The sequence below is a fragment of the Haladaptatus sp. T7 genome (assembly GCF_026008575.1).
In the GTDB taxonomy this organism is placed as follows: domain Archaea; phylum Halobacteriota; class Halobacteria; order Halobacteriales; family Haladaptataceae; genus Haladaptatus; species Haladaptatus paucihalophilus.
In genome coordinates this window covers 477,509-490,452 of the sequence record NZ_BROP01000001.1, presented here as the reverse complement: position 1 = coordinate 490,452, position 12,944 = coordinate 477,509, and the positions used below count along the sequence as shown (strand labels likewise).

General features: G+C 63.1%; 14 protein-coding genes. 9 read left to right on the top strand and 5 right to left on the bottom strand.

The genetic code is table 11. The features are described from left to right. Positions 1–144: 144 nt before the first annotated feature. Entirely contained in the window at positions 145–333 is a 189-nt protein-coding gene (locus tag OPC11_RS02725) for a hypothetical protein (protein ID WP_264780933.1), read from the top strand. Between the two features lie 908 nt (positions 334–1,241). On the opposite strand, the gene msrB is transcribed toward OPC11_RS02725, so the two are convergent. After that, on the bottom strand, positions 1,242–1,643 hold the full coding sequence (gene msrB / locus OPC11_RS02720) for a peptide-methionine (R)-S-oxide reductase MsrB (protein ID WP_264780932.1): 402 nt from the start codon (positions 1,641–1,643) through the stop codon (positions 1,242–1,244). Positions 1,644–1,740: 97 nt separating this feature from the next. On the opposite strand from msrB, the gene OPC11_RS02715 reads away from it, so the two are divergent. After that, complete coding sequence (locus OPC11_RS02715; protein ID WP_175424075.1) at positions 1,741–1,893, top strand: HVO_A0556 family zinc finger protein; 153 nt, start codon at positions 1,741–1,743, stop codon at positions 1,891–1,893. 87 nt (positions 1,894–1,980) lie between these two features. Here the strand turns inward: OPC11_RS02715 and OPC11_RS02710 are convergent, their stop codons facing one another. Together OPC11_RS02710 and OPC11_RS02705 are read right to left on the bottom strand one after the other, a co-directional pair. Continuing rightward, positions 1,981–3,006 (bottom strand): D-2-hydroxyacid dehydrogenase, encoded by a 1,026-nt coding sequence (locus OPC11_RS02710; RefSeq protein ID WP_264780931.1) that lies wholly within the window; start codon positions 3,004–3,006, stop codon positions 1,981–1,983. A gap of 108 nt (positions 3,007–3,114) precedes the next feature. Continuing rightward, complete coding sequence (locus OPC11_RS02705) at positions 3,115–4,905, bottom strand: SLC13 family permease (RefSeq protein WP_264780930.1); 1,791 nt, start codon at positions 4,903–4,905, stop codon at positions 3,115–3,117. A gap of 247 nt (positions 4,906–5,152) precedes the next feature. On the opposite strand from OPC11_RS02705, the gene OPC11_RS02700 reads away from it, so the two are divergent. The 4 genes from OPC11_RS02700 (at position 5,153) to rqcH (ending at position 9,171) form a co-directional block, all read left to right on the top strand. After that, entirely contained in the window at positions 5,153–6,019 is an 867-nt protein-coding gene (locus tag OPC11_RS02700) for a universal stress protein (RefSeq protein WP_264781326.1), read from the top strand. Positions 6,020–6,062: 43 nt separating this feature from the next. Then, the gene (locus tag OPC11_RS02695) at positions 6,063–6,647 is read left to right on the top strand and encodes an SHOCT domain-containing protein (RefSeq protein ID WP_264780929.1); all 585 of its coding nucleotides are present in this window, start codon (positions 6,063–6,065) and stop codon (positions 6,645–6,647) included. A 119-nt stretch (positions 6,648–6,766) separates the two neighbouring features. Next, positions 6,767–7,006, top strand: coding sequence for a hypothetical protein (locus tag OPC11_RS02690; protein ID WP_007977697.1), 240 nt, complete (start codon positions 6,767–6,769; stop codon positions 7,004–7,006). A gap of 83 nt (positions 7,007–7,089) precedes the next feature. Continuing rightward, complete coding sequence (gene rqcH, locus OPC11_RS02685) at positions 7,090–9,171, top strand: ribosome rescue protein RqcH (RefSeq protein ID WP_264780928.1); 2,082 nt, start codon at positions 7,090–7,092, stop codon at positions 9,169–9,171. Between the two features lie 2 nt (positions 9,172–9,173). Here the strand turns inward: rqcH and OPC11_RS02680 are convergent, their stop codons facing one another. Beyond that, entirely contained in the window at positions 9,174–9,623 is a 450-nt protein-coding gene (locus OPC11_RS02680; protein WP_264780927.1) for a hypothetical protein, read from the bottom strand. A 166-nt stretch (positions 9,624–9,789) separates the two neighbouring features. On the opposite strand from OPC11_RS02680, the gene OPC11_RS02675 reads away from it, so the two are divergent. Next, the gene (locus OPC11_RS02675) at positions 9,790–10,482 is read left to right on the top strand and encodes a DUF4013 domain-containing protein (protein WP_264780926.1); all 693 of its coding nucleotides are present in this window, start codon (positions 9,790–9,792) and stop codon (positions 10,480–10,482) included. 72 nt (positions 10,483–10,554) lie between these two features. On the opposite strand, the gene OPC11_RS02670 is transcribed toward OPC11_RS02675, so the two are convergent. Continuing rightward, entirely contained in the window at positions 10,555–11,061 is a 507-nt protein-coding gene (locus OPC11_RS02670) for an RDD family protein (RefSeq protein ID WP_007977692.1), read from the bottom strand. A 173-nt stretch (positions 11,062–11,234) separates the two neighbouring features. Between OPC11_RS02670 and OPC11_RS02665 the strand changes: the two genes are divergently transcribed. Then, positions 11,235–12,320: an mRNA surveillance protein pelota gene (locus tag OPC11_RS02665; RefSeq protein WP_007977691.1), complete on the top strand. Its 1,086-nt coding sequence runs from the start codon at positions 11,235–11,237 to the stop codon at positions 12,318–12,320. Between the two features lie 73 nt (positions 12,321–12,393). Next, a complete protein-coding gene (locus OPC11_RS02660; RefSeq protein WP_264780925.1) occupies positions 12,394–12,930 on the top strand; it encodes a hypothetical protein in 537 nt (178 codons plus the stop codon). Positions 12,931–12,944: the final 14 nt, after the last annotated feature.

Genomic DNA, 12,944 nt, shown 5'->3' with positions numbered 1-12,944 from the left:
GGTTTTCGCCCTCTCTCACGGTCCACCGAACCAATAGAATTAACTAGTCGGAATTTGATATGTCGGACGAAGCAAACCGGGGTACTCGCCGAAAGGCCAGTGTTAGAGCACTGACCCCGTTTGCTTCAGGCAGCTACCCAAAGCATGTCGAACAACGAACCTTCTTCGGAAAAACGTATCGCCACCGAACAGACCCTGCTCCGCCTCGGCGCGGTGTCCCCCGAGGACGTGAGCGAGGAGTTGCTGCTCGACATTCACGATTTGTTCGAGGAGCACGACATCCCCATGCACAGCGTTTCGGTCGAACGCTGGCGCACTGGGTACGTGTGTTGAGCATCGGGGTTGCGGGGAATTTTTGAGCAGGTTCGATACGAGTTGGTGGTTTTTCTGTGACTGCAACACGAGTTAGTGATGCTTCGGTGACTGCAACGACAGACGTCACTGAAACCGCACCCGCACCGCCTCAGCCCACTCCCTCCCCAACCGATTGCGCGCTTCGCTCCGGAAGAGCGACGCTCTTCCGTGCTCTCGTTCACTTCGTTCACGAGAACTCCGCTCCAGTGCTCATCCCTCGCGTGATAACCAACCAACCCCTCGGACGGAGCGTCCTCGGGGTTGTTGGTGCACGCGCCGGAAGAGTCGATTCAGCTTCACGCTACTGGATTTCCATCGTGGCGCGCGCTGGCGAGGCGACGAGGACAACACGTCCGAGTCGCCTCGGAAAAACGTGCGAGGGATGAGGCTTGCGAGACGCGTCACGTCTCGCTGACCTGCGGCCGCGGCCCGCAGGTATCGGAGGCCGACGGCCGAGAAACGCAATCGGTTGGGGAGGGTGTGGCGTGCGAGGGTTCGAAGAAACCTCGAAATGCGAGCGGCAACGCCGCGAGCACGCGGTGCTGTGCGGAACCGGTTTGTGGTTGGGACTGAAAGGGGCCGCTCGGTCGCGCTTGCGTGGTTGCTTCAGCGGCCCCTCTCGATGAGGTGTGCGAGTTGCACCGAATCGAGATGTCGCTGAAGCAACCGCGAGCGGGCGGGGGCTTTCGGGGACTTTCTCATAGCGAGTACAGTCACAGCAAAATCAGCGTTTTCTCGTACCGATGACAACCACTACAAAACCAGTCTCACCTCGTAGCGGGCGTGGCGACTCTCCTTGCATACCAGGCGGGACGAAAACTATGAGGCGTACCGGATGCACGCGCGGCCCTCGTAGTGGACTGCCGTTCGGCGACCGACCCGGCGGATTACTCGTCCTCGAAGTCGAGCGAGACGCTGTTGATGCAGTAGCGCTTTCCGGTCGGTTCCGGGCCGTCGTCGAAGACGTGGCCGAGGTGGCCGCCGCAGTTCGCGCAGACGACTTCGGTTCGGACCATGCCGTGGCTGGTGTCCTGTCGCGTCTCGACGTTCTCCGTCGGCACGTCGTAGAAACTCGGCCAGCCGCAGTGGGAATCGTACTTCGTGTCCGAATCGAACAGTTCCGCGCCGCATCCGGCACAGACGTAGGTGCCGTCGTCCGTGCGGTCCAGATGCTCGCCGGTGTAGGGCCGTTCCGTTCCCTGCTCGCGGAGGACGCGGTACTCCTCGTCCGTCAGTCGATCGCGCCACTCCTCGTCGCTCTCCGGTGGGTCGGATGGCTGTTCGCTCATGGTCACACCTAGCGACCGCTGGGGGATAAACTACCTGTACGACGAACCGGTGGGGCCAGCAAATTCATAGCACGGCAGGGGGAATATGGGAAACGGAATGAGTTTGACGACCGAGCAGGGCGTCATCGGACGCCTCGAAGGAGAAGAATGCCACTGGTGTCCCGACGGAGAGTTGGTTCGAGACACGTACAAAGGAAACGAGGCGGTCGTCTGTGACACCTGCGAGACGCCCGCCGCCCAAATCTGGTAGTTCCGCACGCACCGAACGCGATTGCGGACCCCCGCTTTTGCCATCCATTTATTTCTACGAGTGACGGACGACCCCGAGAATCGTCCCTCAACGAACCCGATTCCGGAGGTCGTCGTAGGAACCCGTCTCGGTCACGTGCGCGACGTTTTCGGCCACGATATCCGCCAAGCGGGAGTAGTATTCGGGCGTGTGTCCCGCCATGTGCGGCGTGATGAGGACGTTCTCGAAGGTCCACAACGGGTGGTCCTCCGGCAGTGGTTCCGGGTCGGTCACGTCCAGTGCCGCCCCGCGGATGTGATTGCCTCGGAGCGCCGAGACGAGCGCGTCCGTTTCGACCACCTTGCCGCGGGCGATGTTCACCAGCACGGCGTGGGACGGCAGGGTGTCGAACGCCGCGGCGTCGAGCAGGCCGCGCGTGTCGTCCGTCAGCGGGCAGGCCAGCACGAGGTAGTCCGTCCGGGCGAGCGCGTCGTGCAGGTCGTCGAAGCCGACCACCTCGTCGGTCGGGCCGCCCTTTTCGGGCGAGTAGCGGACGCCGACCGTTTCGACGCCGAACCCGTCCAACCGCTCCACGATGGCCTGGCCGATCGCGCCCAACCCCACCACAGTCACGGTACTCCCCTGCAGTTCGTGGGCCTGAAAGTGCCGCCACTCGCGGCGCGACTGCTGTCGCCCGGCGCGGAGGAACTTCCGCGTGAAGGTCAACATCGCGCCGACGACGTGCTCCGCGATGTTCGGACCGTGGACCCCCGAGGCGTTCGTCACCGCGACACCCCGCGATTCGAGCGCGTCGAGCGGCAGGTGTCCCGTTCCGGCGTAGGCACACGCGAACAGTTCCATGTTTTCGGCGTGGGCGAGCAGGGACTCGTCGATGGTCATCCCGGTCACGATTTCGGCGTCGGCGATGTACTCGCGCTCCTCGTCGGGGGTCGTCGCGTGCAGGATTTCGTGATTCGGCAGGCGCTCGCGGAGTTCGTCGGCGTAGTCCGATACCGGCATGCCGTGGGTGCCCCGGCGGAGGACGAGCACCGTCGGGGAGTCGTTCGTCCGCGCGTCGTTCGAATCGGTCGCCGAGTCGGTAGTGGGGGACGAGTCGGTCGCGTGGTCGGTCATACGCCCGGGTTCTCGTCGGAGGGAAATAGAGGTGGTCGTTCAGGCAGTCCGTGGGGTCCTCCCACGACCGCGACGACAGCGCCCCGTCAAAGACCGAAGTAGACACCATCAGAGGCCGAAGTAGACCGCAATCGTGATCGGCGTGACGACGGCGAGTATCAACTGGAGCAGGATGCCGACGCGGGCGAAGTCGGTGAAGCGGTAGCCGCCCGGCCGGTAGACGAACAGGTTGGTCTGATACCCCACGGGACTCATGAACGCCGCGCTGGCGGCGAACATCACGGCGAGCAGGAAGGCGAGCGGGTTCGTCCCGATTTCGCGGGCGGCGTTGATGGCGACGGGGACCATGAGCGCGACGGTGGCGTTGTTACTGACGATGTTGGTGAGGATGACCGTCGCCACGTAGAACACGCCGAGAACGGCGACGGTCGGGAGGTACTGCGCCGTCGTGGCGACGAGCGCGCCGAGGAGCGCGGCGGTGCCCGTGTTCTCCATGGCGATGCCGAGCGGAATCACGCCCGCGAGAAGAAAGATGACGGTCCAGTCTACGCCCTCGTAGAGTTCGGTCGGCGCGAGGGTGCCGGAGAGGACCATCCCCACGACGCCCGCCAAGGCGGCGACCTGAATCTCCAACAGACCGAGCGCCGCCGACCCGACGACGGCCGCGAGGATGGCGACGGCGACGGGAATCTTGTCGTACCGGTAGTCCTCGCGGGGGATTTCCCGGGCGACGATGAGGTCGCGCGTCTCGGCCACGCGTTCCAGTTCGTCGGCGGGGAGTTGGAGCAACAGCAGGTCGCCGACGGTGAACTCGGCTTCGTGGACGCGCGGCAGTCGAACGTCGCCGCGCTGGAGGGCGACGAGCGTCGCGTCGTACCGCTGGAGTATCGTGCTCGTCTCGATGGTCTCGCCGATGAGCGCCGAATCGGTCGGAACGACGACTTCGATGAGGACGCTTTCCGCGTCGTCGCTCCGGGCCGGTTCCTCCGTGACCGCCGGTTCGCGGCCGACCGTTGGGAGCGGGTTCAACGCCTCCTCCTCGATGAGCGAGGTGAGGTCGGGCCGACTCGCAGAGATGAGAAAGTGGTCGTTCGGCTCCACCAACTCGTCCGAAAACGGCGACAGCACGGCGTCCTCGCGGAGTACTTCCTTCACCTCGCCGCCGAATCCCGCTTCGGCCGGAATGTCGGAGATGGGCGTCCCCACGAGCGGCGACGTTTCGGGCGCGACGAGTTCGGCGAGGTACTCCTCGACCTCGTACTCTTCGAGGAGCGTCTCGCGCGGCCTGACGCGCTCGGGAAGCAACCGCGGCGCGACGAAGACGAGGTAGAGCACGCCGGTGACGAGGACGACGACGCCGACGGGGGTGAACTGGAAAATGCCGAGCGAGCGCCCGAGCAGTTGCTGTGCGAGGCCGCTCGCCAGCAGGTTCGTGGACGTGCCGATGAGCGTGAGCGTCCCCCCGAGCATGGCCGCGTAGGAGAGCGGAATCATCAGCTTCGACGGCGACGTGTTGCCTCGGTGGGCGAGGTCGGAGGCGAACGGGACCAGCAACGCGACGACGGGCGTGTCGTTGATGAATCCGGAGACGGACCCCGCGAGACCGACCGTTGCGAAAACCTGTTTGAACTGGCTGTCACCGACGAGTCCCGCCACGCGATGGCCGAGCAGTTGCACCGCGCCCGTCCGCCGGACGCTCTCGCTGAGGATGAGCATGGAGAGCACCGTGATGGTCGCCTCGTTCGAAAATCCCGAGAGGCCGTCCGTCGGCGACACCTTCGTCCACGGCCCGAGCACCATGAGGAGGACGAGGACGATGAGCGCCGTCACGTCCACGGGGAACAGTTCCGTCACGAACAGGACGAACGCGACGAGGACGATTCCGAGGACGACGAGCATACTGTTCGTTATCGGTGGAATCGGGACACCTGTTTGAAGCGGAATCACCATTCGTACCCCCGTGGTCACGCGTCGCGCTGCTCACGTGCCACCCCACCGTTCATTCAGCGGTGGATGACAAATGGCTACCTCAATAGTTCGAGCGCTCCCGACAAAATCCATCGCGTCGTCGGATTGTCCTTTCCCCCCTCCGACCGGCGGCGGGGAAATCGATTGAAGTCCGTGCTCGTCGAACGCATCGGTGACGATGTTCGACTCGATTCTCATTCCGACGGACGGCGGGAAAGCAACGGCGGGGGCCATCGAACACGGCCTTCGAATCGCCGAGAAAACCGGCGCGACGGTCCACGCGCTGTACGTCATCGACACGCCGCAACTGCAGGTGGGCAACGCCGACGAGGGGCTGTCCACGCTCGTCGACCTGCTCGAAACGGAAGGGCAACGGGCGACCGCGGCGGTGGCTGAACGGGGGCGCGAGCGCGGCATCGACGTGACGGAAGCGATGACGTCGGGACTCCCGTTCCGGGAAATCCTCGACTACGTGGAGGAGCACGACATCGACGGCATATCGATGGGGACGGGACACCGCGGCCGCATCGAACGCCACTTCGTGGGGAGCACGGCGCGCAAGGTCAACCGACTCGCCCGCGTTCCCGTGCTGACGGTTCGAAACGGGGACGACGTTCCCACGCCGGAGTACGAGAACGTCCTCTTGGCGGTCGACGGGACGCAAGGATCCGAGCGCGCCATCGAAGTGTGCGCCGCGCTCGCGGCGGCGTACGACGCCTTCGTGCACGTCGTCTACGTCGTCGATTCGCGCATCGCCCGGTCGGGGTCGCTGGCAGAACTGATGGAGAGCGAGGGAAACGAAGCGTGTGCCGATGCCGTCTCGCGGGTTCGGAGCGCGGGTGCGGACGCGAGACGGGAACTCCTCCGCGGACGACCGGCCGAGCAACTCCTCGACTACGCGGAGGACCACGACATCGACCTGCTCTCGATGGGGACCCACGGTCGGACGGGTATCGACCGGTTCGTGATGGGGAGCGTCGCGGAGACGGTGATCCGTCGATCGGAGACGCCCGTGCTCACCGTGCGGGATTTGGGAGAAGAGTAGCGCTGTCGATTGGTTTTTGTGCTATCACCTCGACCGTTCGATAATGGCCGATTCGGGAGTTCGAATCCTGCTCGACGGCTTCGCGCTCGGCGCGTTGCTTCTCGCGTCTCTTGGATTCATCGCGTTCCTCAAGGGCAACCTACTATTCGCGGTGTCGCTCTGGGCCATCGTCGTCTTCGCGGCCGTATTGCACGTCTCCCTCGACCCCGAGATGCACGAAACCGACGACTCGCCCACTCGCCGAACCGACGACTCGTCCTCGTCGCCGATGCGAGACGATAGCGATACGAACTCGACCGTCTCCACCGACGAACCATCCTCAACGTCGATTCGGGACGATAGCGATACGACCCCGACCGTTTCCACCGACGACGCCCTTTCGACCCTCCGCCGTCGCTACGCCGACGGCGAGGTCAGCGAAGCCCAGTTCGAACGCGGCGTCGAGCGATTGCTGACCGTCGAGTCCGACAGGGACGAGGCCGTCGTCGCGCTCCGCAATCGGTACGCCCGCGGCGAACTGACCGACGAGCAGTTCGACCGGAAGTTCGAACGATTGTGCGCGACTCGCACCGTCGAGAACGCCGAGGAGTCGGTCGAACGGGGCGAATTCGCGTCCGAAAACGGGTGAACGGCTGACGGGTCGTCGAAAACGAGTGTTCGATGAGCCGTCGAAACCGAAGTCGGACGTCCCTCCGAAAATGAGAGTTGGACGACAAGATACTTAGCGGCGTCCTCTGAACTGCCGCCATGGCCGGAATCCATATCGTCGTCCCGTGGTTCCTCGCGATTCCGCTCGCCCTCCTCTGTGCGGCGTGGGTGTACCGAGATGCCAAAGAGCGCCGGATGGACACCGCCGACATGTGGGCCGTCGGGATGTTCATCGGGTTCTTCATCCCGCCGTTCATCGGTGCTATCATCGTCTACGCGGTCTACCTCCGGAAGCGGAACCGGCGGCGCGGCGAACCGTACGCCGTTCCCGCGGAGTGACGAACTGTTGATTTCCGCCGAATCGTCCCGTGACCGTCGCGTCGAACGACACGCCTTTCCTCCCGCCCGAGAAACCGTGGGATATGGATAGAAAGCGAGAGCTTTCGAGCATCGACCTCGCCGCCATCACGCGGGAGTTGAACTCCTTCGAGGGTGCGAAGGTCGATAAGGCGTATCTCTACGGCGACGACCTGTTGCGCCTCAAGATGCGCGATTTCGACCGCGGTCGGCTCGAACTGCTCGTGGAAGTGGGCGAGGTGAAACGCGCCCACACCGTCGCACCGGAACACGTCCCGCCCGCGCCGGGCAGGCCGCCGAACTTCGCCATGATGCTCCGCAACCGCCTCTCGGGGGCTGACTTCGCGGGCGTCGAACAGTTCGAGTTCGACCGCATCCTCCAGTTCCACTTCAAACGCGAGGACGGCGATACGACCATCGTCGCGGAACTGTTCGGACAGGGCAACGTCGCCGTGCTGGACGAGAACAACGAGGTCATCGACTGTCTGGACACGGTTCGGCTCAAATCCCGAACCGTCGCGCCGGGGTCCCAGTACGAGTTCCCCAGTTCGCGGGTGAACCCGCTTGAAATCGACTACGAGGAGTTCGAGTATCGGATGAACGACTCGGACACCGACGTGGTTCGGACGCTGGCGACGCAACTCAACTTCGGCGGGTTGTACGCCGAGGAGGTCTGTACCCGCGCCGGTGTCGAGAAAGTCACGGACATCGCGGACGCCGACGAGGACGAGTACGAACGGCTGTACGCGGCCATCGAGCGCCTCCGCGAACCGCTCGAAACCGGTGACTTCGACCCGCGGGTCTACTACGAGGACGACGTTCGGGTTGACGTGACGCCCTTCCCGCTCGAAGAGTACGAAGGGTTGGATTCCGAGGCGTTCGACTCGTTCAACGCGGCGGTGGATGACTACTTCACCAACCTCGACGTGTCCGAAAACGAGGGCGCGGGCGAACCGCAGAAACCCGACTTCCAAGCGCAAATCGAGAAGCAACAGCGCATCATCGACCAACAGGAGGGCGCTATCGAAGGCTTCGAACGGAAGGCGGACGCCGAGCGAGAGAAGGCGGAACTCCTCTACGCCAACTACGGTTTCGTGGACGAAATCCTCTCGACGGTTCGGAACGCCCGCGCCGAGGACACGCCGTGGGCGGACATCGAAGCTCGATTCGAAGAGGGAGCGGAGCGCGGCATCGAGGCGGCGGAAGCCGTGCAGGGAATCGACCCGAGCGAAGGGACCGTCACGGTCGAAATCGACGACACCGACATCACGCTCTTCCCCGACGACGGCGTGGAGAAGAACGCCAATCGCCTCTATCAGGAGGCCAAGCGAATCGAGGAGAAAAAGGAGGGCGCGCTGGCCGCCATCGAGGACACCCGCGAGGAGTTGGAGGAAGTCAAAAAACGCGCCGAACAGTGGGAAGAAGAACCGGAAGAGGAGCGGACGGAACCGGAGAACATCGATTGGCTGTCGCGGGCGTCGATTCCGGTTCGGAAGCAGGAACAGTGGTACGAGCGGTTCCGCTGGTTCCGCACCTCGGACGGGTTTCTCGTCCTCGGCGGGCGCAACGCCGACGAGAACGAGGAACTCGTTAAGAAGTACATGGACAGAAACGACCTGTTCTTCCACTCGCAGGCACACGGCGGTCCCATTACCATCCTGAAGACCTCCGACCCGAGCGAACCGTCGAAGGACGTGGACGTGCCCGAACAGAGCAAGCAAGAGGCCGCCCAGTTCGCCGTCTCCTATTCGTCGGTGTGGAAGGACGGCCGTTTCGCGGGTGACGCCTACATGGTCACGCCCGACCAAGTGTCGAAGACGCCCGAGAGCGGCGAGTATCTGGAGAAGGGCGGGTTCGCCATCCGCGGCGACCGGACCTACTTCGAGGACACGCCCGTCGGCGTCGCGGTCGGAATTACGGTCGAACCGAACACCCGCGTCATCGGCGGCCCGCCGTCGGCCATCGAGAAGCAGGCCGAGACAGTCATCGAAGTCGAACCGGGGCAGTACGCCCAGAACGACGCCGCGAAACGCCTCTACCGCGAGTTCCGCGAGCGCTTTGCGGACACCTCGTTCGTCCGCAAGGTGGCGAGTCCCGACCTGATTCAGGAGTTCCTCCCGGCGGGCGGGAGTCGGATGGTGGACTGAGTTCAGTTTCGTTCGGTGAGCGTTTCCGACCGAATGTCGATGGAATCGGTTCGGATGTCGATGGTCACGGACAGCGCGCCGGGTTTTGCAGGTTTGCTGTTTTTCAGGCCGTTCCGGGTTTCGGCCGTAATTGGCTGGTTGGAACTGCTGACCGAGGAGATCCGTTTTCGCTCTCCCGCTTCGAGGGTGAAGCGCTTCGATATGACTTCCTTACCACCGGAAATAACGACGGAGAGGTCCTGTTTCTCGTCGGTGTGATTGACTGCGTAAACCGGAATTGCGTCCCGCTCTGATTTCGAGGTCGGACCGTGTGCTTTCGATCTACCGTTCGTTTTCGTCGTACTGCTCGTTTCTCCGTTCGAATCCGAGAGGGCGTTACAACCCGCGAACGTCCCGATCACTGCCGAACAGCAACAGCGACCGAACCGCCGCCTCGACGCGGACCAATCCATGCGCAAACGGTTGTCGGTTCGGTGTTGTGAGCTTTCCGACACGCCGTCGATGTTGGTCTGTTCTAACATGTTCTCTTTTCCGAGCAAACGGTTAAGCTCGCAGGCGTCGTCTAGAGCACTGTATCGGGCGAATCTGCGGGATTCGACCCGAGGGGGGGGGACACAAATGTTCAACGAAAGTATCCGGTACCTGAAGGACAGTGACGACGCCGCGATGACGATACTCGTCGGCGGCTTACTCATCATCTTCGGGTTCCTCATCATCCCCGCACTCATCGTGCAGGGATACGTGATTCGCGTCCTGCGCCGTGTTTCGGACGGAGACACCGACGCTCCGGGATTCGGCGACTGGACGAAATTAACGGTAGACGGACTCAAGGCGGTCGTCATCATGTTCGTCTACGCGCTCGTACCGGCGGTGTTGGCCGTCGTGTTCGTCGGCGGCGGCGTGGCGCTCGCCGACAACGCGCCCGCGCTGGGCGGCCTCGTGGCCATCCTCGGCGGCGTGCTGACGCTGGTGGTCGGACTCGCGGTGTGGTACGCCCTTCCCGCCGCGCTCGTTCGGTTCGCCGAGAAGAACACCATGGGGTCGGCGTTCGAGTACGAATCGCTCATGCCCATCCTCCGCGACGGGGAGTACGGAACGGGCTGGTTGCTGGCGCTGGGCGTCCTCGTCGTGGCCGGTGTCATCGCGAGCGCCGTCGGCGCGGTCCCGCTCCTCGGCTGGCTCGCGGCCGTGTTCGTCGGCTTCTACGCGGAAGTGACCGCGGCGTACATCTACGCACGAGGGTACGCCGAAGCGGACGAACACAGACTGCAGAAGGGGTCCGAAGTCGAGGACGGGCAACCCGCGGTCTGATTCTCTTTCGTTTCCGTCGGGACGACTCGTCGCTATTGGGGGAGCTATGCTTCCGGGAAAACAGCGACGTTGTCAGGGTGCCATTTTCGGTTCGGTCGGCGTTTCGGTCGTGGAACCGACGTTCTGTGGTTGCTCTTTGACGACGACGGTTCCCGCAATGCGGTCGCCGAGGCGTTGACGCATATCACCGCTCGCCATGAAGATGAACCCGACGACGTAGTAAAACAGTCCGTCGATGATTTCGAGGAGGTTGCGAAGCAACGCACTGCCGTAGGTGCAGGGACTACCGTCTTCCTTCACGACTTTGATTCCGAGGAGTTTCTTGCCGACGGTGTATCCGTCCCAGTAACCTTCGAGGAAGAACCCGTAAAACATGCTCGCGCAGAATCCGATGAGTAAGCCGAGGAAGCTAAATCCCGTGGCGGCGCTGTCACCGCCGACACTGCCGAGTACTCCGAAAACAAAGAATGTAACGAAGAAAATGACACCCATAACGATGGTATCGATGATCTGTGCGCCGATTCGTGCACCGATAACGTCGGTGTCGTCTCGCGTGGGTTGCTTTGAGTATCCTGACATCTTCTACACGGTAATAGCAGAATAGGATAAATGCTCCGTTAATGAACTATGAGAAATAAAAATTAATTATATGATTCATATATTTTAAACTCGGGGTGAATATCGAGATAGTGGTCGATTCCGTCGCCAAAGGAATAGCAGGGCACTTACCGCCGGAAAACACACTTCTATTCATGCAGATACACGACCGAACGTCCATCGACGGGACCCGAGAGCGCATCACGCTCGTCCCCGAGAGTCTGGACGACCTCTGGCATCTGACGTATCTCCTCGAACCGGGCGACGACGTGTCGGGTGATACGACCCGGCGCATCCAGCGCGCCGACGACCAGATGCGGGATACGGGCGGCGAGCGCGAGCACATGCACATCACGCTCCGGGTGGAGGACGTGGAGTTCCACCGGTTCGCCAACCGCGTCCGCGTCGGCGGGGTCATCACCGACTGCTCGCGGGAGGACCAGTTGGGCCTCCACCACACCCTCAACGTCGAGGAGCGCGAGAAGATAACCATCGAGAAGGAGTGGAAACGCGACCAACTCGACCGACTGGACGATGCGGTCGAAGCCACGGACAACCCGGACGTGGCCATCGCCACCGTCGAGGAGGGCGAAGCCTACATCCACACCGTCGCCCAGTACGGTGCGGACGAGTACACGTCGTTCACCGGAACGACCGGAAAGGGCGAGTACGCGGGCGGCCGAACCGAACTGTTCGACCAGTTGGGGTCGGCGCTCTCGCACCTCGACGTGGACGCCATCATCCTCGCCGGACCGGGGTTCACGAAACAGGACGCCTACGACCACATCGCCGAGGCGTACCCCGACCTGACCGAGAAGATAACGACGGTGGACGTGAGTTCCTCCGGCGACAGGGGCGTCCACGAGGTACTGAAACGCGGTGCCGTGGACGACGTGCAGGCCGAGACGCGCATCGCCGAGGAGGCGGAACTCATCGACGACCTGATGAAGCGAATCGGGGAGGGCGCGAAGGCCGCCTACGGCATCGAGGAGGTCAAGCAGGCGACCGATTTCGGCGCTGTCGAACAGTTGCTCGTGTTGGACGAACGGCTTCGGAAGGAACGCGGCGCGCTCGGCGAGGACGAGGCGGGCGGCGAGTGGGACATCGACGTGAACGAGATAATCACCGACGTGGAGCGAAAGGGCGGCGACGTGACCGTCTTCTCCCACGAGTTCGCGCCGGGAGAACAGCTATCGAACCTCGGCGGCATCGCCGCGCTGCTGCGCTATCGGCTGAACTGAGTTCGAGCGTCGGACTATATTCCGTCCGTTCGGCAAGAACGCTTACCAGCGGTCCCGCCGAAATTTCGAACGGATGTTTCTGTATCTGGCGGGGAAGTTGGCTATCGTCGCGGTGTACTACTTCGTCAGGCTGGTTCCGGTCGTCGGCTTGAAACTCTCGGAGCGGTACGAACAGCAGGTGTTCGGCCCGCTGGTCGAGGACGTTTCGATCGTCGAGACGGCCGCCGAGCGGTCGGGGGAGTCCGTCACCATCGAACTGACGCTGGACAACGACAGTACCCTCGACGCGCACGTCGTCGGCGGGAGCGTCCGCGTGGGGCACTCACGGGACGGAGAGACGGTCTGTTCGTTGGTCTGGACGAAACACTTCGAGACGCCGCCGAAGAACGTCGAAGTCACGAAAATCGAGAGCGGAGAGCGGGGGACGATTCGACTCGAACACTGCATCGGCGGCGACGAGTTGTGGGTGGACGGAGCGTTGCGACTGCGGCGGGTGTTCACGGTTCGAGGTCGGGAGCTACCGCTCGGTATCGCCAACTTCTCGCTTCCCGAGGAATCGGTTTCGGTCGAAACGGGCGACCCCGCGAAACGAACGACTGCAGACGGGTAGAACGGCGGTCGAAG